This is a genomic window from Cryobacterium sp. TMS1-20-1, from assembly GCF_004402355.1.
In the GTDB taxonomy this organism is placed as follows: Bacteria; Actinomycetota; Actinomycetes; order Actinomycetales; family Microbacteriaceae; genus Cryobacterium; species Cryobacterium levicorallinum.
In genome coordinates this window covers 76,071-99,497 of sequence record NZ_SOGF01000027.1, presented here as the reverse complement: position 1 = coordinate 99,497, position 23,427 = coordinate 76,071, and the positions used below count along the sequence as shown (strand labels likewise).

Sequence of the window (23,427 nt, the reverse complement as noted above, 5' to 3'; positions counted from 1 at the left end):
AAACGCAAGGTCTCGAAATGGCCCGCCAAACGCTTCCACCACGCCCACTGGCCACAACCCGGTCACGAGCCAGAAATCACCATTCAAGTGCTTAACTGAACGGTATTGAGGCTTAACCTGATCCACCAGGGGCTCCGGTCGGTGCAATTTATTCCACACTGGTAGACGCACCCCGCTCGCGCACGGTTGCGGTCATATTGTTCACGAGCTCACGAAAGAGGCAGGTAGTGCGTAAGGAATGGAGCATCGCTCGGCGTCTCTTTTTCGCGCACGCATTGTTCATCGTCATGCTCACGCTCTTCGTCGGAACGGCCTTCTTCGTCGACGCGCGCGATCGCGGCTACGTCGAGACCGGCAACCGGATGCTCGCGGTCGCCACCGCCATCGCCGACAGTCCGCTCGTGCTCGCGGCGAGTGAGTCGGCCGACCCGAGCGCGTCGCTGCAGCCTTACGCGCTCGAGTTGAGCGCCGATGCGGGGCTCGATTTCATCACGATCATGGCCCCAGACCGTACCCGGTGGACCCACCCAACCGACACCGAGATCGGCAGGGACTACATCGGCGCCATCGCTCCGGCACTCTCCGGAACCGCCTTCACCGAAATCAGCACCGGAACCCTCGGGCCATCCGTTCGTGCCGTGGTGCCGGTAACGGATGCCGACGGCACCGTGCGCGCGCTCGTCGCGGTGGGCACCACGACGAGCAACATCACGATCGCCCTGAACGCCCGGTTACCCTCGGTGCTCGGTCTGGCTCTCGGGCTCCTCACGTCGGGGTCAGTGGTGACCTGGCTGCTGGGGCGCTACTTACGCCGGGTCACCCTGGGCTGGGGACCGGAGCACCTCGCGCAACTGTTCGTCTACTACGACTCGGTGCTGCACTCCGTGCGGGAGGGTCTGGTACTAGTCGATCTGCACGGTGACCTCGTGCTCTACAACGATCAGGCGGCCACCCTGCTGGGGATTCCGCCGCGCCCGGCTGCGGGAAGTTTCGAGCGACCGCAGGCTTTGACCGCCCTGAGCCTGCCGCCGAGTCTCGGAGATCTGCTGCGGAGCGGCCGCAACGCGCACGACGAGATTCATGTGACCGGCACGCGAGTACTCGTAGTGAACCAGCAGCCGGCGACCGCCTCGGGGAACGCGGATGCCCGGGCGGAACCGATGGGGTTCGTGGCGACGATTCGCGACCACACCGATCTGCAGAACCTGGGCAGTGAGCTGCAGTCAATGCGGACCCTGTCCGATGCACTGCGAGCGCAGACCCACGAGCATTCCAACCGGCTGCACACGATCGTGTCGCTGATGGAACTCGGCCGCACCGAGCAGGCACTCGAATTCGCCACAAAAGACCTCGAATTGAGCCAGCGACTCGCCGACGAGATGGTCGGCTCGGTCGACGAACCGGTGATCAGCGCCCTGATCATGGGAAAATCGGCGCAGGCCAACGAACTGGGTATCACCCTGACCGTCACGGCGTCCGGCACGCTCGCGCAGTCCGGGCTGTCGATCCAGGACCTCGTGACGGTGCTCGGCAATCTGGTCGACAACGCGCTCGATGCGGCGGCGAGCGGCGACGACCCACGCCGCGTATCGGTCACGGTGTCGTCGACCGAGCAGGCCGTCGTGATCGAGGTGGCCGACAGCGGTGCCGGTGTGGCGCTCGATGTCATCGATGAGGTGCTGCGGCTGGGATTCAGCACCAAGGGCACTGGCACGGTCGGCGGCCGCGGCCTCGGTTTGGCTTTGGTGCGCCAGGCGGTCACGCGCCTCGGTGGCACACTCACCATCGGGCGTCGCGAGGGTGCCGTGTTCACGGTGACGATTCCGGCGATTGCTTTGCCCGCAGCGCCTCTGCCCGCAGCAGCAGACACCACGGCCACACCGACACCGCCCGAAACGCTCGCTGCGGCGGTCAATCATGACTGACTCAGCACCGATTCGCGTGCTCGTCGTCGAGGACGAACCACTCGCCGCCGAGGCGCACGCCGTCTACATCGGTCGCCTGGCCGGGTTCGAGCTCGTCGCCACGGTCGGCACCGGGCAGGAGGCCTTTCGCCGGGTAGCGGCCGCCGCCTCGGCCGGCACCCCGATCGACCTCGTGCTGATGGACATGAACCTGCCGGACAGCCACGGGCTCGACGTGAGCCGGCGCATCCGTTCGGCCGGTCTGTCCACGGATATCATCGCCATCACCGCGGTGCGCGACCTCGACAATGTGCGCGGGGCGATCGCCGCCGGCGTCGTGCAGTACCTGATCAAGCCGTTCACCTACTCGACCTTTGCTGCGAAATTGTCCAGTTACCGGGACTTTCGTGCGGAACTGAACGCGCACGCATCCGTTGTGACGCAGTCGGCGGTTGATAACGCGTTCGCGAGCCTGCGCGCGCCGACCGATATTCCGCTGCCGAAGGGCCTGGCCGATTCGACGCTGAATCCGCTGGTCACCTATCTGCAGGCCCAGACCGCGTCGGTCTCGGCGAGTGAGCTGATGGAGCCGCTGGGGCTCTCCCGGGTGACCGCGCGCCGCTACCTGGAATATCTCGCCAACACCGGTCTCGTGCTACGCGCGCCGCGCTACGGCACGCCCGGGCGGCCCGAGAATGAGTACAGCTGGAAGCGTGGTCGCTAGCGGTTCGTGAAATTCGGTGACCGCTTTTCGATGAAGGCGGCCATGCCCTCGCTCTGATCCTCAGTCGCGAACACCGAATGAAACAGGCGACGTTCCAAGTGGATGCCGCCGCTCAGCATCGATTCGTACGCCGCGTTGACGACCTCCTTGGCGAGCATCGCGATCGGTGCCGATTTGGCCGCGATCTCCGTGGCGGTCGCGAGGGCATCGGCCAGCAGGTCGGCGGCGGGCACGATGCGGGCGACGAGACCGGCCCGTTCGGCTTCGACGGCGTCGATGGTACGGCCGGTGAGGATCATCTCCATCGCCTTGGCCTTGCCGACGGCGCGGGTCAGGCGCTGGGATCCGCCCATGCCGGGTATGACGCCGAGCTTGATCTCGGGCTGGCCGAACGTCGCGGTGTCGGAGGCGATAATGAAATCGCAGATCAGGGCGAGTTCGCAGCCGCCGCCGAGGGCGTGGCCGGAAACAGCGGCGATGACCGGGGTGCGCACGGCGGCGAGCTTGTCCCAGCCGGCGAACCAGTCTTGGAGGTACATATCCATGTAGCTCTTCGACGCCATCTCCTTGATGTCGGCGCCGGCCGCGAAGGCCCGCTCAGAACCGGTGATCACGATCGCGCCGATCGAAGAGTCGGTGTCGAGCCGGGTGGCGGCACCGACGACGTCCTGCATGGTGGCGAAGTTGAGGGCGTTCAGTGCCTTCGGGCGGTTGAGCGTGATCACGCCGACCCGGCCGTGGCGCTCGAGCAGGATGTTTTCGTAGGTGTCGGCGTCGGTTGGAGTTTCGGTCTGGGTTGTGTCGCTCATGCGGTGGCCTTTCGTTCGGTGTTCTGGCGGAGTCCGCCGGTCGTGTGGATTTCGCCGGTCATGCCGGGCTCGACGCTCGTGCCTGGCTGCACGCTCGTTTCGGGCTCGGCGGGAACGTGCACGCGTGGCAGGCGCAGCTCGCGCTCCCCCAACGGCGCGAAGTGCGCCTGCACATCGGTGCCGAACACGGCGTCCAGACTGCTCGGCTGCCAGTTCGGGTTGCGGTCCTTGTCGATCACCTGGGCGCGAATGCCCTCGACCACATCGTGGCCGGCCACCATGCGCAGTGACACCCGGTACTCCTGCTCAAGTACGTCTTCGAGATCGGACAGGTCACGGGCGCGGCGGAGGGATTCGAGGGTGACCGTGAGCGCGGTGGGCGACTTGGCCAGAATGGCTGTGGCGGCGGCGCGGGCCGCAGCAACGGGAGAGTTCTGCAGCCGATCGATGATCACGGGCAGGCTATTGCCGGCGTAGCACTCATCGATCCAGGTGCGCTCGGCCAGCAGCGGGGCCGCGGGCACCGTCGACTCGGCGTACTCGGCGATGGCCGCGGCAACGGGCATCCGTTTGAGGGCATCGACCAGGGAATCGAGGCGCGCGGAGTCGACGAAACTGTCGGCGAGCCCGAGGGCGATCGCATCAGAACCGGTCATGGTCGCGGCGGTAAGGGCGAGATGGGTGCCGAGCTCGCCGGGGGTGCGCGAGTAGAGGTAGGTACCGCCGACGTCGGGCACGAAACCGATGGTGGTCTCCGGCATGCCGAGTCGGGTGCGTTCGGTCACGACGCGGTGTGAGGCGTGGCCGGAGAGGCCGACTCCCCCGCCGAGCACAATGCGGTCCATCAGGGCGACGAAGGGTTTGGGGTACCGCTTGATCTGCGCGTTCAGGGTGTATTCATCGGCCCAGAACCGGGCATTCTCGTCTGGATCGGTGCGGGCGTCGCGGTAGATCGAGACGATGTCGCCGCCGGCGCACAGGGCGCGGTCGCCGCTGCCGGTGAGCAGCACGGTCTGCACGGTCTCGTCGTCGGCCCAGTCGGTGAGCGCTGCGGTGATCGACCGGATCATGCCGTGGGTCAGCGCGTTGAGCGCCTTGGGCCGGTTCAGGATGATGCGGGCCAGCGGTCCCTCACGCTGCAGCAGCACCTCGCCGTCAGCGTGTGCCGAAGCGGATGCGTCGGTGCCGGTCGTCGACACTGTCAGGCCCTGATCGGAGGGTGTAGCAGTTGAATCCGTGCGGGGCATAGAGACCTTTCCGCGTCGCTGCGGTTGAGTTGGGGTGAACGTTGGCACAGTCTATCGAGGTGAATTTTCTGGCCGGCAACGTGCGAAGGCGCCGGAGGGTACCCCCGAACCGACGAACCCGGTGAGGATCGCTTGCCCTAGAACGGTTGAGGATCGGTGTCGAGGTCGAGATTGTCGGTGTTCCAAGTGGAGTTCCCGGCGGAGGTCCAGTCGGTGGTCCACGGGTCGGGCACGGGTGGTGCCGGCTCGGCCGGCATGGGTGATGCTGGCGCGGTTTGTTGTTGCGGTGGGTTGATGCGGGTGGCGGGGTCGGTGGCGTAGTGTTTGCCGGCGGGGCTGGTCCAGTGCACGGTGCCGTCGGGGCCGGCGACGGCTTTCCAATCGCTGAAGTGCTTGAGGTTGTGGTGGGCGGGAGAGAGGAAGTGGAGGTTGGTGGCGGTGGTGGGGCCGCCGAATTGTTTATCGATGGTGTGGTCGAGGTCAGAATGGCCGGCGGAGCGGTTGCAGCCGGGGAACCGGCAGGTTCCATCGCGTAGGCGGAGGTATTTCTTCAGCGCGGCCGGCACGCGGAACGGGGTGGAGCTGACGTCGAGGACGATGCCGGTGTGCGGGTGGGTGAGGACGCGCAGGAAACTCGTCGCCGTCCCAGCCAGCCGGCGGGCCGTCTCCGGGTCGATCGGCCCGTACCCTTCGAGGTCGGCGGGTTCCTCACTCTGACCCATCAGGGTCAGGACGGGGACGGTGATGTTGACGTTGGCGGTGAGGCCGGCGCCGAGGCCGCTGCCGGTGACGCCCTGCTGGAGCAGGTCAATGGCGACGTCGGCGCGGAGTTGGCTGAGGGTGCGGGGCTCATCGGGCCCCTGCAGACTGATCGCAGCATCGGTGACCCGGGTATAGACGCCTTGCAGGTCGTCGCCCGCCGCCCGTAACCACAGGGTGGCCATGCCGTCCTTATCGGGGAAGAACTGCACCCGGCGATCGGCCAGACACCGGGTGCGACGAACGGTAATGCTGTCAGGGTGGAACCGCTCCCGGAGTTTGCGGGCCTTGCCATCGAACTGCGCCGGAGTGAGGCGTTTCGCGTGCGGCAGCAACACCGCCTCTAACTCGGCCCGGGCGGGCTGCGGGACGGAATCGAGTTGGTCGAGCAGCCGCTGGGCATGCCGGAGGGAGATCTCTCCGGTGCGGAGCGCGGTCAGGGTCTCGGGCCGGGATTCGACCAGCACCCGGCTCTCCCGCAGCAGGCCGGAGGCTGTGCCGGCGGGGATGCGCAGCGCACAGGCCATTTCGGCGACCAGGCCCTGCTGGGCGGCGAAGGTCGCATCCCAGTCATGCTCATGCTGCGGACCGGCCTGCGGACGACCGGTCTCAGCACTGTTAGTGGTGTCATCCCACGCCTCCGTCAAGACCTCGGCCTTACTCGCCTGCGCCCACGCGATCACCTTCTCGAAGTAAATCACCCGGTCGACGAACTGCGCCTGGTGCCGTTGAAACGGACTCAGGTCGTCGGCCCGACTACTGTCGGCCGGTAGCAGCGGACCCGGTTCGTCGTCAATGTCGTGCTCGGTGCGGAGGTACTCGGCATAAAGGAACTCCTCGCGAAGGTCGTCATCGAACAGGTGCTCGGGCGGCACCGCGGCGAACACCTCGATCAGTTCCAGGCCGGCCGGAATGGGCGGGCCGTCAGGCATCTCACGGCGATAGAACGCCGGGCCGACAGGATCCGCTACGAATGGGTCGGTACTGAAAGGCTCCGTATCGACGTCTTCGAGGGCGTCGTACGGAGCGAACTGCCCGAGGCCCTCGGCGATCTCAACGCGCCAGTCTGCCTGGCACTGCGCCCAGAACGCATCAAACTCGGCGCGCTCCTCGGGTGTCGAAGGCCGGTAACCGTGGGCCGCAAAGAACGGATCGACGAGGCCCGGCTGGGGGGTGTCGCCGCTCTGGCTCATAGAACAAGTGTACCAAACTCATCCCTAAAAGTCGAGGAATTTTCAGACATCTTGGGAACTCTGAACGAAACTGCATTCGCATTATCAGTCCCGTTTTCGGCCGGCTCGACCCACGGGGAAAGGGCCCGGTTGTCAACGCCGGGCCAAAACAGGGCCAATAAGCCCGATACTCGCCCGGTTTTCGATCGGCGTCAACAGCCCCCAACACACGTGGGGGATGCGGTAATAATTTAATGCTCAGCAAGAACGCAGTTGCTCGAGGGAGTAGCACACTGTGGCGAGAACTGATGCCCGGAGAGGTTGACGCCCTGAGCACGAATCCGCGAGGGCCACAGCTCTTCGAACCTCTGAATCAAACCAGACCTTATGACAACGACAGACCCTTCAGCATGAATACTCGCATGGCTGGAGAAAGGGCCTTCAGCGACGGGCGCCGCGGACATCAAATGGCAATCGGACATCGATATCACCGCGGTGCGGTCCGTCTGTGCTTACTCCATTCCCACGCCACGCAATGTTCGCGACAATTTCCAAAGCGCTAACGATCCAACAGAGCGGCCGCCCGAAGACGTCCAGACCGGGCGACGATCAGCAGTAGCTATTATCGACTTGCAGCAGCTAGCGATTCCGACGGAACCTCTGGCCCCGCTGCCGAACACACTGCCGTAGGCAAGCGGCTGGCGAGTGAGGGGCGATCGTGGGCCCGACCATCGATTCGGGCGCAGAATGGCCAGCACCTCGCGGATGCCACGTTGGGGTCGGTCTGCGTACGCGTGGCCACGCGCAGGGCCCCGGCGATGCCGACACTGGTCGGGGACTCGAAAGACCGCGCACGAAAAAACCCCGCCGAACTGCATCAGCAGTAACGACGGGGTTTGATGGTGCACCCCCCCGGACTTGAACCGGGAACCCACTGATTAAGAGTCAGTTGCTCTGCCAATTGAGCTAGAGGTGCATGTCAAGCAGCGGAACTATCCGCGGCAACGTGTAACCCTAACACCCCAAGAGGGCATGATGCCAATCGAGGCCGAAAAGCGGCGGTGACCGGCATCCGTTCGTGAAATTACTATCCTTGAGACCGTGACCGAACCGCAAAACTACGCCCTTTCCGACGACCTGCAGCTGGCTCTTGCCCTCGCCGATGCTGCCGACGCGATCTCCCGTGCCCGCTTCACAGCGCTCGATCTCGTCGTGACGACCAAACCCGACCGCACCCCGGTGACGGATGCCGACCGGGCGGTCGAGCGCGCCATCCGCGACTGGCTAGCCAACGAGCGCCCCGATGACGGCATTCTCGGCGAGGAATTCGGCACGGCCGGATCAACCACGCGCCAGTGGATCATCGACCCCATCGACGGCACTGCCGGGTTCCTCCGCGGCATCCCGATCTGGGCCACCCTCATCGCGCTCGCCATCGACGGCGTCCCGGTTCTCGGCGTGGTCAGCGCCCCCGCGCTCGGCAAACGCTGGTGGGCCGCAACCGGCAGCGGCGCCTGGACAACTAATACAACCGCCGACAGCAGCAGCAAAGCGGATGCCGCCCCCACCCGCCTACGCGTCTCCGGCATCGCGACCCTCGCCGAAGCATCCATCAGCTACGGCAGCCTGCAGCAGTGGGATCAAGCCGGGCACCTCGACGAGCTCGTCACGCTTTCGCGCCAGGTCTGGCGCACCCGCGCCTACGGCGACATGTGGTCGTACATGCTGCTTGCCGAGGGGCACCTCGACGTGGCCGGCGAATTCGACCTGCAGCCCTACGACATGGCTGCCCTGGCCCCGATCGTGCAGGAATCCGGCGGCACCTTCACCTCGATCGACGGCCAGCCAGGACCGTGGCACGGCAGCGCCCTGGCCACGAACGGCCTGCTGCACGCGGCAACCCTCGCCGTGCTGAACCCGGCCTGAGGGCGCCGAAACTAGACTCCGACACCCGGATCGTCGGGATTCACACCGTTGCGGGCGTTGCGCGCATCGAGGCGGCGCTGCCGCCAAGCCCGGGGGTTGAGCAGCAGAATCGGCTTGGGGATGCGCAGCGCGTACCCGGTCGGAAGAATCCAGCCGTAGCGTTTGGCCAGCAGTGACAGCGCGGCTCCGCTGAGAATCGCGACTCCGGTGCCGATCGCGACGAATCCGAGCTTGCTCAGGATGACCATTTCGGTGCTCGCGAGCAGCGCGCTCGTGGCGTAGAGCGTGTTTCCGCCGAAGATCGTCGGCACCTTGAGCAGCATAATGTCCCGCACCATGCCGCCGCCGACGGCCGTGATCATGCCGAGCAGAATCGCAGGAAGCCAGCCGAGACCGGCCTCGAGCGCCTTCTGCGCCCCGACCGCCGACCAGCAGCCCACGGCGAGCGCGTCGAGCAGCAGCAGCACGCGGCGAGTCCACCGACCGTTGAAGGTCACGAAGTAGGCGATGACCCCGCCGAGGATGGCGCAGATCAGGTAGGCCGGGTCGAGCAGTGCGGCCGGCGTGCCCTGCTGCAGCAGCGTGTCGCGAATCATGCCGCCACCAAGCCCGCTCATGATCGCGAGCACCACGAAGCCGACAATGTCGAGGCGTGCGGTGCGCGCGGCGACGCCGCCGAGAATGGCATTGGCGAGCACGCCCGCCAGGTCCACGAAGCGGATTATCTCAAACAGCGTCTCCGACTCAGTGTTCACTTGCCCCATTCTCTCCTACTCTCGGGGCGCAAGCCGCGCACCTACAGTTAGGGAATGAGGATCACTGCTTTTTGCGACGTGTGCCTGCGGGTCGTCATGCTGCTGGCAGCGGCGCCGGAGAGCATCACGTACACCTCACGGGTCGTCGCCACCGAGGTCGGCACGCCCTACAACCACGTCACCAAGGCCATCATGCGGCTCCGCGAGCTGGGCCTGGTCGAGGTTATCCGGGGACGCACCGGCGGCGTGCGCATCAGCACGCTCGGCCGCGAAGCCACCGTCGGGGCGCTGCTGCGCCAGCTCGATACCCGCACCGATCTGGCAGCGTGCGACTCGCCCGATGGCCCCTGCCCATTATTGAGCGGATGCGGCCTCCGCGGCGCCCTGCGCCGGGCGCGGGAATCCTTCTACCGCGAGCTCGACGGCATCGTCATCGCGGCTCTGCCACACGGAAAACCGAATGGACCGGTTCTGGTCGAACTCGGTCTGGTGCGGTAGGACTAAAGTCCCTAATTTCTACAACTTGTAGAAAACATCCTTTTAATTGGTATATCAAATGCTACTTTTGACGCAGACCCCACGAACGGGTGTCGCCACGCAGAAGGAGTATTCATGCTTTCGCCCCAGTCTCTCCCCTTCATCGAAGCCACCCTGCCGCTCGTCGGCGAGCGGATGCCCCAGATCGCGAAGAACTTTTACCACCGCATGCTCACCATTCACCCCGAACTGTTCGACGGGCTGTTCAGCCGCTCCAACCAGAGGAACGGCACGCAGCAGCAGGCCCTCGCCGGCAGCATCGCCGTCTTCGCGACCTACCTCGTGCAGAACCCGGACACCACGCCGGAGGCCATGCTCTCCCGCATCGCCCACAAGCACGTCTCCCTTTCTATTACGCCCGAGCAGTACGACGTCGTCTACAAGTACCTGTTCGAGGCCATCGCCGACGAACTCAGCGACGTCATCACCGCCGACATCGCCGCCGCCTGGACCGAGGTCTACTGGTTGATGGCTCACGCCCTGATCAAGATGGAGAAGGGCCTCTACGCCGGACTCGCCAGCGACAAGCCGCTCGCCCCCTGGATCGTTGTGAAAAAAGAAGCTGCCGGAACCGACGCCGTCACGTTCACCCTTGAACCGGCCGACGACACTCCCGTGACGCCCGCCCTTCCGGGCCAGTACGTCAGCGTCACCGCCGTCATGCCCGACGGTATCCGCCAGGTGCGTCAGTATTCGCTCTCGGCCGGCACGGCCACGACCCGCGTCTTCACCACCAAGCTCGACGCCGACGGCGAAGTCTCCCCCGTGCTGCACCGCGACGTACAGGTCGGTGACACGCTCATCCTCTCCGTGCCCTGTGGCGACATCACTCTCGATGCGGGCACCGGCCCGTTGGTCCTGGCCTCGGCCGGAATCGGCTGCACGCCCAGCGCCTCGATTCTGCGTTCTCTGGTAGACACCGGCTCAAAGCGTGAGGTGCTCGTACTGCATGCCGAGAGCAACCTTGAGCGCTGGGCGCTGCGTGACCAGATGAACGAAGACGTCGCCCTGCTGGAGGCGGCCGAGCTCGAACTCTGGCTGGAGATCCCGAGTGAGGGTCACCACGAGGGCTTCATGTCGCTGGAGAACGTGACGATCCCGGAGGACGCCTCGGTGTATCTCTGTGGTCCGCTCCCGTTTATGCAGAGCCTCCGCTCCCAGGCGCTAAAGTCCGGCGTTCCGGCCGACCGCATCCACTACGAGATCTTCGGCCCCGACCTCTGGCTCGCGAGCGTCTGACCTCGGCAGCCTGGCGCGGGTCCCGCGCTAGGCTGAATCGTGGATACTAACGGCGGCATCGAGACAGAACTCAAGTTTGACGTCGACGAAACGGCGCTGCTGCCCCGGTTGTACGACCTTCCCGGGGTGCAGACGGTTGCCGCGCCGGTCACCCACGATCTTCAGGCCGTCTATTTCGACACCGCCGACCTCGTGCTCACCGCCCAGCACGTCACCCTGCGTCGCCGCACCGGCGGCGACGACGCCGGGTGGCACCTGAAACTGCCGCTGGATGCCGGGCGTCGGCGCGAAATTCACGCACCGCTGGGCAAGCACGTACTCGTTTCTGATGGGCACAGCGAAGCGGATGCCGTCCCCGAGTCGCTCGCCCAACTCGTGCGGTTTCACGTGCGGGACTCCCCGCTCGTTCCCGTGGCCCGGCTGAACACCGAGCGAGTGGTGCATGCCCTGATCGGCGTAGGCGGCGAGACCCTCGCGGTGCTCTGCGACGACCACGTTCAGGCCGAGCGCCTCACCCCCGATCCGGCAACGGCGGCCTGGCGTGAATGGGAGCTCGAACTCGTCGATGGTCCGGACGACCTGCTCGACGCCGGGGAGTCCATGCTCGCGGCGAGCAGCATCCACGTGTCGCTGCACGGGTCAAAGCTGGCCCGCGCCCTCGGCGACCGGTTTCCCGAGCGTCCGGACGCTGCGCCCCGGCGGCCCCGGTCTTCGGGATGGGCCGGCGACGTTTTGGTGTTGAACCTGCACGAACAGTACGAGGTGCTGCGCGCCCAGGATCCCCAGGTACGGCAGGCCACAGCCGGAAGCGTGCACGCCCTGCGCGTCGCCACTCGGCGGCTGCGCTCGGTTCTCGCCACCTATCACTCCCTGCTCGATGCGACCGTGGTGCCGCACCTGCGCAGCGAACTCGCCTGGCTCGGGGCCGTTCTGGGCGGCTCCCGCGACGAAGAGGTGATGCAGCGCCGCCTCACAGGCCACCTCGACCGCGAACCCGAGGGGCTGCTGCTCGGCCCGATTCGCGAGCGTCTTGGCAGTCGCGCGGATACTGACACCGACGCGGCGCACCACGCGCTCCTGACTGCCCTCAACAGCCACCGCTACTTTCGGCTGCTCGATGCGCTCGCGACGCTCGTGACCTCACCGCAATTCACCGCCGTGGCCAGGCAGGAAGCACGCACGGTCGTGCCGGCACTGATCAATAAGGAATGGAAGAAACTGCGCCGTGCGGTGCGAGCCGCCACGAAAACCGTGCCGAGCGCCGAGCGCGACCTCGCCCTGCACGAGGTGCGCAAGCGGGCCAAGCGGCTGCGCTATGCGGCTGAGACGGCGCATCCGCTCAGCCGCAAGCGCGCCGCCACGGTCAGTGCCTTCGCCCAGAAACTTCAAACCATTCTCGGCAACCAGCACGACAGCGTCATCGCCCGCGAGCGCCTGCTCAAGCGCGGCGCGGTCGACGCCTACCTGCGCGGCGAGAACACCTTCAGCTACGGCCGCCTGCACGCCCTCGAGCAGCAGAAGGCAGCCGTAGCCGAGTCGCAGTTTTGGCAGGAGTGGAAGAACCGCCCGTGATTACTCGGGCGCGGACGAAGCGGTTAACCTTGGGCAACCGCAAGCCGCCACTTTGCCGCCAAGAGTCACGCAGCATCCGCAACTGGGCTAGGCTCACTGCCGCCACCTTAGGAAAGCAGAGTTCATGACTGTTACACCCCTCATCTGGGTCATCACCATCGTTGTCATCCTGGCTTTGCTCGCCTTCGACTACTTCTTTCATATTCGCAAGGCGCACGTTCCCTCGCTGAAGGAAGCCGCCGTGTGGTCCTCCATCTACGTCGGCCTGGCCATCCTCTTCGGCATCCTGGTCTTGGTCTTCGGCGGCAGCACGATGGGGTCGGAATACTTCGCCGGCTACATCACGGAGAAGGCGCTGTCCGTGGACAACCTGTTTGTCTTCCTGATCATCATGGCGAGCTTCCGGGTTCCCCGCGAAGACCAGCAGAAAGTGTTGCTGTTCGGCATCGTCTTCTCCCTGATTGCCCGCACCGGGTTCATCTTTCTGGGCGCGGCGCTGATCAACTCCTTCGCCTGGGTGTTCTACATCTTCGGCCTGATTCTGCTCATCACCGCGGGCAATCTGCTCAAGCCCGAAGCACACGGCGACAATCAGGCGGATAATTTCATGATCCGCCTGGCCAAGCGGAGCTTTCACACCACCGACCACTACGACGGCGACAAGCTGTTCACGATGCACGAGGGAAAGAAGGCCCTCACGCCCATGCTGTTGGTCATGGTGGCGATCGGCGGTACGGACATCCTGTTCGCGCTGGACTCCATTCCCGCGATCTTCGGCCTGACCCAGAACGTCTACATTGTCTTCACCGCGACCGCGTTCTCGCTGATGGGACTGCGCCAGCTGTACTTCCTGATCGACGGGCTCCTGGACCGGCTGATTTACCTCTCCTACGGCTTGGCGTTCGTCTTGGCGTTCATCGGCGTCAAGCTGGTGCTCCACGCGCTCCACGAGAACAATCTGCCGTTCATCAACGGTGGTGTACCGGTCCCGGTCGTGGAAATCAGCACGGGGCTGTCCCTGAGCGTGATCATCGGAGCGCTCACGATCACCGTTGTGGCCTCGCTGTTGAGTAAGGCGGGCAAAGCCCAGACCGCCATCAACAACGCGCGCCGCCACGCGGTCAGCTACCTCGATCTGGATTACACCGCTGATCTGGCCGAGCGCGAGCGGATCTACCGAATGCTGACCGCGGAAGAAGAACAGGTCCTGGCCATGGACCTGAAATACCACGACAAGGCCAAGGACATCAACCGCATCCGCGAGCAGGTAGCTGAGGCGCATCAGCAGCATGACGAGTATCTGGCCCGGTAGAGCGCGCCGGAGCACCTAACTTCGCCGAGGTCGTTGTTGACAGCGGGTGGGCGCGGGGAGCAAGCTGTGGCACACAACGGTGTCGCGCACTGATGCGTGGGGCCAAGGAACCTTCTTTCGTGAGGAGAAGCCCGTGCAGATTCCGGCTCCGTTCGATTATGTTCGTGCCAGTTCGGTCGAAAATGCCCTGGCCCTGCTCGATCGTCACGGGCCCGAGTCCCGGGTGGTCGCCGGCGGTCACAGCCTGCTGCCCATGATGAAACTGCGTCTGGCCCGGCCGGACTGGCTCATCGACATCAACGACCTGTTCGAGCTCGATTACTTGCTGATTGACAGAGTGCTCGTTGATCAGCACGTGCTGCGCATCGGCGCCATGACCCGGCACACGACGCTGCTCGAATCCGACGACGTCAAGCGACTGTTTCCCATCATCACCGATGCCGAACGGGTCATCGCCGACCCGATCGTGCGCAATCGCGGCACCATCGGCGGTTCGCTCTGCCAGGCCGACCCGGCCGAAGATCTCTCCACGGTCTGCCACGTGCTCGAAGCGGTGGCCGTCGTGCGCGGGCCGGCCGGTGAGCGGATGCTGTCCATGGCCGATTTCCACCGCGGCCCGTACGAGACCGCGGTCGCCCAGAACGAACTGCTGATCGAGGTGCGCGTGCCGATTCGGGAGCGCTCCGGCAGCGCCTATGAAAAGGTCGAACGACGAGTCGGAGACTGGGCCGTCGCCGCGGCCGGTGCGAGCGTGACACTCGCGTCCGACGGCACGATCGGCCAGGTGACCGTCGGCCTCACCGCGGTCGGACTCGACCGCAATGTCACCGAGGTCGAAGCCGTGCTGGTCGGCCAGGCTCCGACCGAGGAACTGTTCACGGAGGCCGGGCGCCTGGCCTCCATCGCCTGCGATCCCCTCACCGACCAGCGCGGACCGGTCGACTACAAGCGGCACCTCGCCGACGAGCTGACCCGTCGGGTGCTGCGGGCGGCCTGCCACCGCGCCGCGGCATCCGTTTCTGAGATCACGATCTAGGAGTTGAGCCCTCATGCAAATCAGCCTGACCATCAACGGCACCGACGTCACCCGCGAGATCGAACCGCGCGTACTGCTGGTGCACTTCATTCGCGACGACCTGCGGCTCACCGGAACGCACTGGGGTTGCGACACCAGTAATTGCGGCACCTGCGTGGTGCTCATGGACGGCCAGCCGGTGAAATCGTGCACCGTGCTGGCCGCCATGGCCGACGGCCACACGATCACGACGGTGGAAGGACTCGCCGACGGCGCCACGCTCGACCCGGTGCAGCAGGGCTTCATGGAGGAGCACGGCCTGCAGTGCGGTTTCTGCACCCCCGGCATGATGCTCACCGCCCGCGCCCTGCTCGACCACAATCCGCACCCCGAACCGCTCGAGATTCGCGAGGCCATCTCGGGGCAGATCTGCCGCTGCACCGGCTACGCCACCATCGTGCGGTCGATTCAGTGGGCCGCCGAGCATCCGCTCGTTGCCGCCGTTGACACAACCGAAGATGAAGAGGTGCGCGCATGACCATCCTCGAAGACCGCCCGTCGAACCCGGCGGCCGGCGACCACGACCGGCCAATCGGCCACGGGCGTATGCAACGCAAGGAAGACCCGCGATTCGTGCGTGGCAAGGGCCACTATGTCGACGACATCGTGCTGCCCGGAATGCTGCACGGTGCGATCCTGCGCGCTCCCGTCGCCCACGCCCGGCTGGTCTCGATCGACACCACCGCGGCGCTCGCCCATCCCGGTGTGCACGCCGTCATAACCGGCAGCGACCTGCAGGCCCTCGGCCTGGCCTGGGCGCCGACCCTCTCGATGGACGTGCAGGCCGTGCTGGTCACCGACAAGGTGCGCTTCCAGGGCCAGGAGGTCGCTTTCGTCGTCGCCGACGACCGCTACGCCGCCCGCGACGCCCTCGAACTGATCCAGGTCGATTACGACGTATTACCGCCGGTCGTCGACGCCCGCAAGGCGATGGACCCGGGCGCTCCCGTCATTCGCGACGACCTCGAGGGCCGCACCGACAACCACATCTTCGACTGGGAAGCCGGCGACAAAGCCGAAACGGATGCCGTCTTCGCGAGCGCCGACGTCGTGGTGAAGCAGGAGATCGTCTACCCGCGGGTGCACCCGGCGCCGATGGAAACCTGCGGCGCCGTAGCTGACTTCGATGCCGTCGACGGCCGCCTCACCCTGTACGAGACGACGCAGGCGCCGCACGCCCACCGCACCCTGTTCGCGATGGTCTCCGGCATTCCCGAGCACAAGATTCGCGTGGTCTCCCCCGACATCGGAGGCGGCTTCGGCAACAAGGTCGGAATCTACCCGGGCTATATCCTCGCCGTCGTCGGCTCCATCGTCACCGGCAAACCGGTGAAATGGGTCGAGGACCGCTCCGAGAACCTCATGAGCACCTCGTTCGCCCGGGACTACATTATGCAGGGCGAGATCGCGGCGACCAAGGACGGCAAGATCCTGGCCCTGCGCACCAACGTACTCGCCGACCACGGCGCGTTCAACGCCACCGCCCAGCCCACCAAGTATCCGGCCGGGTTCTTCCACATCTTCACCGGCAGCTACGACCTCGCCGCAGCGCATTGCACCGTGACCGGCGTGTACACCAACAAGGCGCCCGGCGGCGTGGCCTACGCCTGCTCGTTCCGGGTCACCGAAGCGGTCTACCTGGTCGAGCGGATGGTCGATATCCTGGCCCGCAAGCTCGAGATGGACCCGGCCGAGTTGCGCCTGAAAAACTTCATTAAGAAGGAGCAGTTTCCCTACGCCAACAAGACCGGCTGGGAGTACGACTCGGGCGATTACGAACCCACCATGCGGCTGTCGATGAAGATGGCCGGCTACGACGAACTGCGCCGCGAACAGAAGGAGAAACGCGAACGCGGTGAGCTCATGGGCATCGGCATCTCATTCTTCACCGAAACGGTCGGTGCCGGCCCGCGCAAGGACATGGACATTCTCGGCCTCGGAATGGCGGACGGCGCCGAACTGCGCATCCATCCCACCGGCAAGGCCGTCGTGCGCATCTCGGTGCAAAGCCAGGGTCAGGGCCACGAAACGACGTTCGCGCAGATCGTGGCGGAGGAGATCGGCATCCCCCCGGAGGACATCGACGTCGTGCACGGTGACACCGACCAGACGCCGTTCGGCCTCGGCACCTATGGCAGCCGGTCCACTCCGGTCAGCGGAGCCGCCGTGGCGCTCGTCGCCCGCAAGGTGCGGGAGAAGGCCCGGTTCATCGCCGCAGCCATGCTCGAGACCCGGCCGGAAGACCTCGAGTGGGAGAAGGGCCGCTGGTTCGTCAAGGGCGATCCGAGCGTGGGCAAGACCATGGCCGAGATCGCGATGGGCGCCCACGGCACGGTCGCGCTGCCCGAGGGTATCGACGGCAATCTCGACGCCGAGGTCACCTACGATCCGCCCAACCTCACTTTTCCGTTCGGCGCCTATATCTGCGTCGTCGACGTCGACCCGGGCACCGGCCATGTCAAGGTGCGCCGCTTCATCGCCGTCGACGACTGCGGCACCCGCATCAACCCGATGATCATCGAGGGCCAGATTCATGGTGGCCTCACCGACGGTGTCGGCATGGCACTGATGGAGATCATCGAGTTCGACGACGAGGGCAACTGCCTCGGCGGCTCGTTCATGGACTACCTCATCCCCACCGCCATGGAGGTACCCGACTGGGAGACCGGCTTCACCGTGACTCCGTCGCCGCACCACCCGATCGGAGCAAAGGGCGTTGGTGAGTCTGCCACGGTCGGGTCACCGCCGGCCGTCGTCAACGCCGTCGTGGATGCCCTCGCCCCGTTCGGCGTGGTGCACATGGACATGCCGTGCACACCATCCCGGGTTTGGGAGGCCATGCAGGGCCGCACGAGACCGCCGGTTTAGCATGCCCGAGATGAAGTCCGTGCTGGAGCGGGAGCTCGAGGCGCGCCGCGAACCGTTCGTGCACGCGACCGTGGTGCGCGCGGTGCGCCCGACGAGCGCGCACGCGGGCGACACGGCGCTCGTGCGCTTGACCGGCGAGATCGAGGGCTTCGTCGGCGGAACCTGCGTGGAGGCATCCGTTCGCCTGTACAGCCTGCAGGTGCTCGAAAGTCGCCAGCCGCTGCTGCTCAAGGTCGTGGCCGGCGTACCGTCGAGCACTGTGGAGGACGGCGCGGTCGAGGTCTCCAACCCCTGTGTCAGCGGCGGGGCGATCGAGATCTTTCTCGAACCGCGCCTTCCCCTGCCGCGCCTGATCGTGGTCGGGTCGACGCCCGACGCCGCGGCCCTTGCCACCCTCGCACCGCTCGTCGGTTTCGAGCTCCTGCAAACGGATGGCGCCTCTGCCGCCCCGCAGGCCGGCGACGCTGCGCTGGTCGTCGCGTCCCACGGCCGGGACGAGGAGTCCGCGCTGCTGGCGGCGCTGGCTGTGGGGGTGCCGTACGTGGCGCTCGTGGCTAGTCCCCGGCGCGGTGCGGCGGTGCTTGCGTCGCTCGACGTGTCGCCGGAGCAGCGCGCTCGGGTGTTCAGTCCGGCGGGCCTTGACCTCGGGGCGCGAACGCCCGGAGAGATTGCGGTGTCGATTCTGGCGCAGCTGGTGCAGGAACGGGCCGGGCGGGGACATCCGGTTGGTGTGGGCGCGGTTGGTGTGGGCGCGGTTGGTGTGGGCGCGGTGGCGGGAGCGGCGGATTCGGCGATCGCCGCAGAGCCGCCTGACGCCAAAGCGCGTGCTGCCACCCCACCTGCTGCCGAGCCGCAGGCCGCCGGCGTCGCGATCGACCCGGTCTGCGGCATGTCCGTGGCCGCGCTGCCGTCGACGCTGCAGGTCGAGCACAACGGCGGGACCGTCTATTTCTGTGCGGCGGGCTGCCGCAAGGCGTTTCTGGCGAATCCGGAGCCGTATGCGACCGCGCGGTAGGCACCCGCGCGCTAGCCGCACGCGCCGTAGCCGCCCGACTTCACGATGGGGGTGGCTGCGTTGGTGACTCTGCCCGAGATCGTGCCCGATGTCGCCGCGCTACAGCGCGCCCTCGATGCCGAGGACTATCTGGCCGACGATGGGCTCGCAACCGCGGTGTTCCTGGCCGTCCGCATGCGCCAGCCGCTGCTACTCGAGGGCGAACCGGGGGTCGGCAAGACCGAGATCGCTAAGGCACTCGCCCGACTGCTCGACACCGCACTTTTTCGCCTGCAGTGCTACGAAGGTATCTCGGCCGCGGAGGCACTGTACGAGTGGAATTACCCGCGGCAACTGCTCGGCATCCGTTTGGCCGAGGCGCGCGGGGTTGAACTGGCCGAGACCGAGCTGTTCGGCCGCGACTACCTGCTGCGCCGCCCGCTGTTGCAGGCGATCGAGCACGCGGGCCCGCGGCCGGCCGTGCTGCTGCTCGACGAGATCGACCGGGCCGACGCCGAGTTTGAAGCCTTCACCTTTGAGCTGCTCGCCGAAGCTGCGGTCACCATCCCCGAGCTCGGAACCGTGCGGGCCACGCATCCGCCGATCGTGATTCTCACCAGCAATCGCACCCGCGACCTGCACGACGCGCTGACCCGGCGCTGTCTGTATCACTGGATCGACTACCCGGGGCCGGAGCGGATCGCGCAGATCGTGCGCCGCCGGGTACCGAGCAGTTCACAGGTGATTGCGACCGAGGCCGCCCAGGCCATCACCCGTCTGCGTTCGCTTGACCTGGTGAAGCCGCCCGGAATCGCCGAGGCCATCGACTGGGTGGGCGCGCTCGGGGTGCTCGGCATTGAGCAGCTGAGCGGCCGGGCGGTCGAGCAGACCTGGGGTTTCGTGCTGAAGAACCGGGACGACCTCGATCTCGCTACCGCTCGCGGGGCCGCCTGGGTCGTCGAGGCCGCCGGTGCCTGACCGCGGCGCACCTGTGCCCGGCAGAAGTGATCCCGGCACCAGCAAGCCCGACGCACGTCAGGCCGGCACCGAGTCGGCCTCACCGAGGCTTCCGAAGCCGCCGGCCCAGGGCCGGATCCCGCCAATCGAAGCTGCGGCCCTCGCCGCCGGGTTCAGCACGGCCCTGCACCGCGCCGGACTTCCCGTGTCGCCCGACCGGGCGGCCCGTCTGGCCGAGGCGCTCCGCCTCGTCCCCCCGACCGACCGCGCCGCCCTGTACTGGGCCTGCCGGATCGTGTTCGTCTCCCAGCAGCAGCACCTTGCCCGGTTCGACGCCGTGTTCAGCGCCGTCTTCGACGGTCGACTCGACCCGGCCGAAAGCCGCGGTGATCCCAATGCTCCCCCGGCGATCGGCTCGGAAACCCGTTCCCAGGCCGCCCCGCCGACCAATCGTCCGGCCGCAACTCCCGAGCCTGGGGCCGATCGACCGCCGGCCCCCTTGCCCGGCACCGACTCGAGCGACAACGATAACGAGGCCCCGGAGCACGACGCCATCCTCGCCCTGGCCTCCAGCGACGAACACCTGCACGACATGGCGTTCGCCGACCTCGCCCCCGACGAACTCGCCCGCCTGCGCGAGCTCGTTGCCCGCATTGTGCTGTCGACGCCGACCCGCCTGACCCGCCGCAGGCATCCGTCACGGCACAGCCGTGACCGGCTCGATCTGGCCCGCACCGTGCGGTCAGCGCAGCGTACCGGGGGCGATCCGATCGCCCTGCACCACGCCCGCCGCCGGTCGAAGCCGCGCCGACTCGTGCTGCTCTGCGATGTGTCGGGCTCGATGGAGCCCTACACCCGGGTGTTCCTGTCGCTGCTTCAGGGCGCGGCATCCGGCGCGCGGGCCGAAGCGTTCGTGTTCTCCACCCAGCTCACCCGGCTGACCCGTCAGCTCGCGCTCCGCGACCCGGACCAGGCACTCGCGCAGGCGGCCGCCACCGCGACGGACTGGGCCGGCGGTACCCGGCTGGCCGCGAGCATCCGTCGATTCATCGACGATTTCGGGCGACGCGGTCTGGCCCGGGGAGCGGTGATCGTGGTGTTCTCGGACGGCTGGGCGCAGGACGACCCGGTCGACGTCGACACCCAGATGGCACGCCTGCGCCGACTCGCGCACCGCATCATCTGGGTGAACCCGCGCAAGGTCGCCGTCGACTACCGGCCGCTCGTGGGCGGAATGGCCGCCGCGCTTCCCTACTGCGACGCCTTCGTCAGCGGCCACAGCTACGCCGCCCTGGCCGAGGTGGCGGCCGCGATTCGCGGCGACCCGCCAGCATCCGATCAACGAGCATTCTCCCACCAACCGACCTGACCGAGCAGAGGACACCCTGATGCAACTTGACAGCACCTTCACCGTTATCGCCCCCGTCGACACGGTCTGGGACACCCTGATGGACTTCGAACGTGTCGCCGGGTGTGTGCCGGGCGCTCAGATTCTCAACCAACTCAGCGATGACAACTACCAGGTGGGGATGAAGGTCAAGCTTGGCCCGGTCACGATGCAGTACCGCGGGCAGATGAACGTCGACGAGCGCGACGCCGAGGCACACCGGGCCGTATTCTCCGGCAAGGCTCAGGAGACCCGCGGTCAGGGTACAGCCCAGGCCACGGTCACCCTCGTTCTGGTCGAAACCGACGGTGTCACCCAGGGCACGGTCAGCGCCGATTTGTCCCTCTCCGGCAAGGCGGCGGCCATGGGCAAGGGCGTCATCAGCAGCGTCACCGAGCAGATGATGGGGCTGTTCGCCGGCAATCTGCAAGACCTGATCGAGGGCGGCGAGGCAGCTGAGTCGGAGGGTGAGGCGGAGGCCGCAGCCAGGGCCGCCGACAGCGCTGCCACCCCCGTAGGCGACCACCTCGACGACCCGGCCACCCTCGTCCAGGGTTCCCCCCGCGCCGTCACCGACATGAGTGATATTCCACTCGGGGATGCCCCGGCCGCCGATACCCTCCCTAAAGTCACGCCGGATGCCCCCGCCCGGCTGCCCAGCGCCGTGCCGCCGCGCCCAGTGCCACCGCGCGCGGCTCCGGCAGGCGGCCAAAGCGGGGCACCCGCTGGCGGGCATCGCGGCGCGCCGTATCGGGCAGCGCCGGCCCCGAGCCTCAACGCTCTGAGCCTGGTCAAGGGCGTCATTGCCGACCAGTTGAGCGACCCGGTGAAACTTGTGGGTCTGCTGGCCGCGGTAGCGTTCATCGCATACCGAATCGGTCGACGGGCATCCGGCCGTTAGAGTCGACCGACGACAGAAGGGAGCCCGGCATGCGTGAAGTTCTCACTACCCTCTTCGCTGGCTGGCAGGGCGGCGCGACGGCGGGCCTCGCGACCGTCGTGCGCACCTTCCAGTCGGCACCTCGGCCAGCCGGCGCATCGATGCTGGTCAGCGCCGACGGCACGGTCGCCGGCTCGGTCTCTGGCGGCTGCGTCGAGGGCGCCGTCTACGAACTGGCCACCCAGGTCGTAGAGGACGGCGTGCCGGTGCTCGTGCGCTACGGCATCAGCGACGACGACGCCTTCGCGGTGGGGCTGACCTGCGGCGGTATCCTCGACGTCTTCATCGAACCCGTCTCCCGCGACACCTTCGCACTGCTCGAGGGGGTGCATGACGATGTGGACGCCGGGCGCCCGGTGGGGGTCGCCACGGTGATCGAGCATCCGGATGCCGGCTGGATCGGCCGCCACCTCGTGGTGCGGCCGCAGGGATTCGAGGGCGATCTCGGATCGGACCGCGCCAACCACGCCATCGGCGACGACACCCAGGGGTTGCTCGCCGCCGGCCGCAACACGACTCTGACCTACGGTCCAGACGGCGAGCGTCGCGGCGAGGGCATGCGGGTGTTCTTCGCGAGCTACGCGCCCAGGCCCCGCATGCTGGTCTTCGGAGCGATCGATTTCGCCACCGCTCTGGCCCGGCTCGGAACCTTTCTCGGCTACCGGGTCACGGTCTGCGATGCCCGTGGCGTGTTCGCCACCGCCGCCCGCTTTCCCGGGGTCGACGAAGTCGTGGTGAGCTGGCCCGACCGCTACCTGCGCGAACAGATCGCGGCCGGCCTCATCGATCCCCGCACGGTCATCTGTGTGCTCACCCACGACCCGAAATTCGACGTTCCCCTGCTTGAAGCCGCCCTGCACGGCCCATCGGTGGCGTATATCGGCGCCATGGGATCCCGCCGCACCCACCTCGACCGGCTGGAACGACTGCGGGCGGTCGGCGTGACCGACAGCGAGCTGGCCCGGCTGCGCAGTCCGATCGGCCTCGATCTCGGCTCCCGCACGCCGGAGGAGACCGCGGTCTCGATCGCGGCCGAGATCATCTCCCTGCAGTGGGGCGGCAGCAACGAACCCCTGCACACCCTCGTCGGCTCCCTCCACGGCGACTCGATCCACCATGACGACCTCGTCGACCCCAACCCGCCGCCGTCATCGTCGCGGCCATCGCCATCGCCATCGAAGCAGGCTCCGGGTAGCACGTCCAGTGCACGAACGGTCCTTCGCGGCTAGCTGTACCGGGCAGCGCGCGCA

19 protein-coding genes and 1 tRNA gene are annotated in these 23,427 nt (G+C 66.8%); 15 read left to right on the top strand and 5 right to left on the bottom strand.

Translation table 11 applies throughout. The features are described from left to right. Positions 1 to 227 precede the first annotated feature (227 nt). Both E3O45_RS06920 and E3O45_RS06915 read left to right on the top strand, forming a co-directional pair. Positions 228 to 1,925, top strand: coding sequence for a sensor histidine kinase (locus E3O45_RS06920; RefSeq protein ID WP_134442718.1), 1,698 nt, complete (start codon positions 228 to 230; stop codon positions 1,923 to 1,925). Next, complete coding sequence (locus tag E3O45_RS06915; RefSeq protein WP_134442717.1) at positions 1,918 to 2,628, top strand: response regulator; 711 nt, start codon at positions 1,918 to 1,920, stop codon at positions 2,626 to 2,628. Before E3O45_RS06920 ends, E3O45_RS06915 begins: the two co-directional genes overlap by 8 nt. On the opposite strand, the gene E3O45_RS06910 is transcribed toward E3O45_RS06915, so the two are convergent. The 4 genes from E3O45_RS06910 to E3O45_RS06895 form a co-directional block, all read right to left on the bottom strand. Beyond that, entirely contained in the window at positions 2,625 to 3,437 is an 813-nt protein-coding gene (locus E3O45_RS06910) for an enoyl-CoA hydratase (protein ID WP_134442716.1), read from the bottom strand. The two genes, E3O45_RS06915 and E3O45_RS06910, sit on opposite strands and share 4 nt — an antisense overlap. After that, positions 3,434 to 4,684, bottom strand: a complete 1,251-nt coding sequence (locus E3O45_RS06905) for an enoyl-CoA hydratase/isomerase family protein (RefSeq protein ID WP_134442715.1) — start codon at positions 4,682 to 4,684, stop codon at positions 3,434 to 3,436. Before E3O45_RS06905 ends, E3O45_RS06910 begins: the two co-directional genes overlap by 4 nt. 137 nt (positions 4,685 to 4,821) lie before the next feature. Further along, positions 4,822 to 6,636: an HNH endonuclease signature motif containing protein gene (locus E3O45_RS06900; RefSeq protein ID WP_134442714.1), complete on the bottom strand. Its 1,815-nt coding sequence runs from the start codon at positions 6,634 to 6,636 to the stop codon at positions 4,822 to 4,824. An 879-nt stretch (positions 6,637 to 7,515) separates the two neighbouring features. Then, positions 7,516 to 7,591, bottom strand: a tRNA-Lys gene (locus E3O45_RS06895). 125 nt (positions 7,592 to 7,716) lie between these two features. On the opposite strand from E3O45_RS06895, the gene E3O45_RS06890 reads away from it, so the two are divergent. Then, positions 7,717 to 8,541: an inositol monophosphatase family protein gene (locus E3O45_RS06890; protein ID WP_134442713.1), complete on the top strand. Its 825-nt coding sequence runs from the start codon at positions 7,717 to 7,719 to the stop codon at positions 8,539 to 8,541. An 11-nt stretch (positions 8,542 to 8,552) separates the two neighbouring features. Here the strand turns inward: E3O45_RS06890 and E3O45_RS06885 are convergent, their stop codons facing one another. Further along, positions 8,553 to 9,296, bottom strand: coding sequence for a trimeric intracellular cation channel family protein (locus tag E3O45_RS06885; RefSeq protein WP_134442712.1), 744 nt, complete (start codon positions 9,294 to 9,296; stop codon positions 8,553 to 8,555). Positions 9,297 to 9,350: 54 nt separating this feature from the next. Between E3O45_RS06885 and E3O45_RS06880 the strand changes: the two genes are divergently transcribed. The 12 genes from E3O45_RS06880 (at position 9,351) to E3O45_RS06820 (ending at position 23,406) form a co-directional block, all read left to right on the top strand. Beyond that, positions 9,351 to 9,794, top strand: a complete 444-nt coding sequence (locus tag E3O45_RS06880) for an Rrf2 family transcriptional regulator (protein WP_134442711.1) — start codon at positions 9,351 to 9,353, stop codon at positions 9,792 to 9,794. A gap of 114 nt (positions 9,795 to 9,908) precedes the next feature. Then, positions 9,909 to 11,072, top strand: a complete 1,164-nt coding sequence (locus E3O45_RS06875) for a globin domain-containing protein (protein WP_134442710.1) — start codon at positions 9,909 to 9,911, stop codon at positions 11,070 to 11,072. A 39-nt stretch (positions 11,073 to 11,111) separates the two neighbouring features. Further along, a complete protein-coding gene (locus E3O45_RS06870) occupies positions 11,112 to 12,644 on the top strand; it encodes a CYTH and CHAD domain-containing protein (RefSeq protein ID WP_134442709.1) in 1,533 nt (510 codons plus the stop codon). Positions 12,645 to 12,768: 124 nt separating this feature from the next. Beyond that, a complete protein-coding gene (locus E3O45_RS06865) occupies positions 12,769 to 13,956 on the top strand; it encodes a TerC family protein (protein ID WP_134442708.1) in 1,188 nt (395 codons plus the stop codon). 133 nt (positions 13,957 to 14,089) lie between these two features. After that, a complete protein-coding gene (locus E3O45_RS06860; RefSeq protein WP_134442707.1) occupies positions 14,090 to 14,992 on the top strand; it encodes a xanthine dehydrogenase family protein subunit M in 903 nt (300 codons plus the stop codon). A 13-nt stretch (positions 14,993 to 15,005) separates the two neighbouring features. Next, positions 15,006 to 15,509: a (2Fe-2S)-binding protein gene (locus E3O45_RS06855; protein WP_092449329.1), complete on the top strand. Its 504-nt coding sequence runs from the start codon at positions 15,006 to 15,008 to the stop codon at positions 15,507 to 15,509. Further along, positions 15,506 to 17,899, top strand: coding sequence for an aerobic carbon-monoxide dehydrogenase large subunit (locus E3O45_RS06850; protein WP_134442706.1), 2,394 nt, complete (start codon positions 15,506 to 15,508; stop codon positions 17,897 to 17,899). The genes E3O45_RS06855 and E3O45_RS06850 overlap by 4 nt, the downstream gene beginning before the upstream one ends. A 10-nt stretch (positions 17,900 to 17,909) precedes the next feature. Then, on the top strand, positions 17,910 to 18,914 hold the full coding sequence (locus E3O45_RS06845) for an XdhC family protein (RefSeq protein ID WP_241985262.1): 1,005 nt from the start codon (positions 17,910 to 17,912) through the stop codon (positions 18,912 to 18,914). Positions 18,915 to 18,977: 63 nt separating this feature from the next. Further along, entirely contained in the window at positions 18,978 to 19,871 is an 894-nt protein-coding gene (locus tag E3O45_RS06840) for a MoxR family ATPase (protein WP_241985261.1), read from the top strand. A 13-nt stretch (positions 19,872 to 19,884) separates the two neighbouring features. Further along, the gene (locus tag E3O45_RS06835) at positions 19,885 to 21,219 is read left to right on the top strand and encodes a VWA domain-containing protein (RefSeq protein WP_241985260.1); all 1,335 of its coding nucleotides are present in this window, start codon (positions 19,885 to 19,887) and stop codon (positions 21,217 to 21,219) included. A gap of 19 nt (positions 21,220 to 21,238) precedes the next feature. After that, positions 21,239 to 22,138, top strand: coding sequence for an SRPBCC family protein (locus tag E3O45_RS06830; protein WP_241985259.1), 900 nt, complete (start codon positions 21,239 to 21,241; stop codon positions 22,136 to 22,138). A gap of 29 nt (positions 22,139 to 22,167) precedes the next feature. Next, on the top strand, positions 22,168 to 23,406 hold the full coding sequence (locus E3O45_RS06820) for an XdhC/CoxI family protein (RefSeq protein WP_134442703.1): 1,239 nt from the start codon (positions 22,168 to 22,170) through the stop codon (positions 23,404 to 23,406). The last annotated feature ends 21 nt before the right edge of the window (positions 23,407 to 23,427 follow it).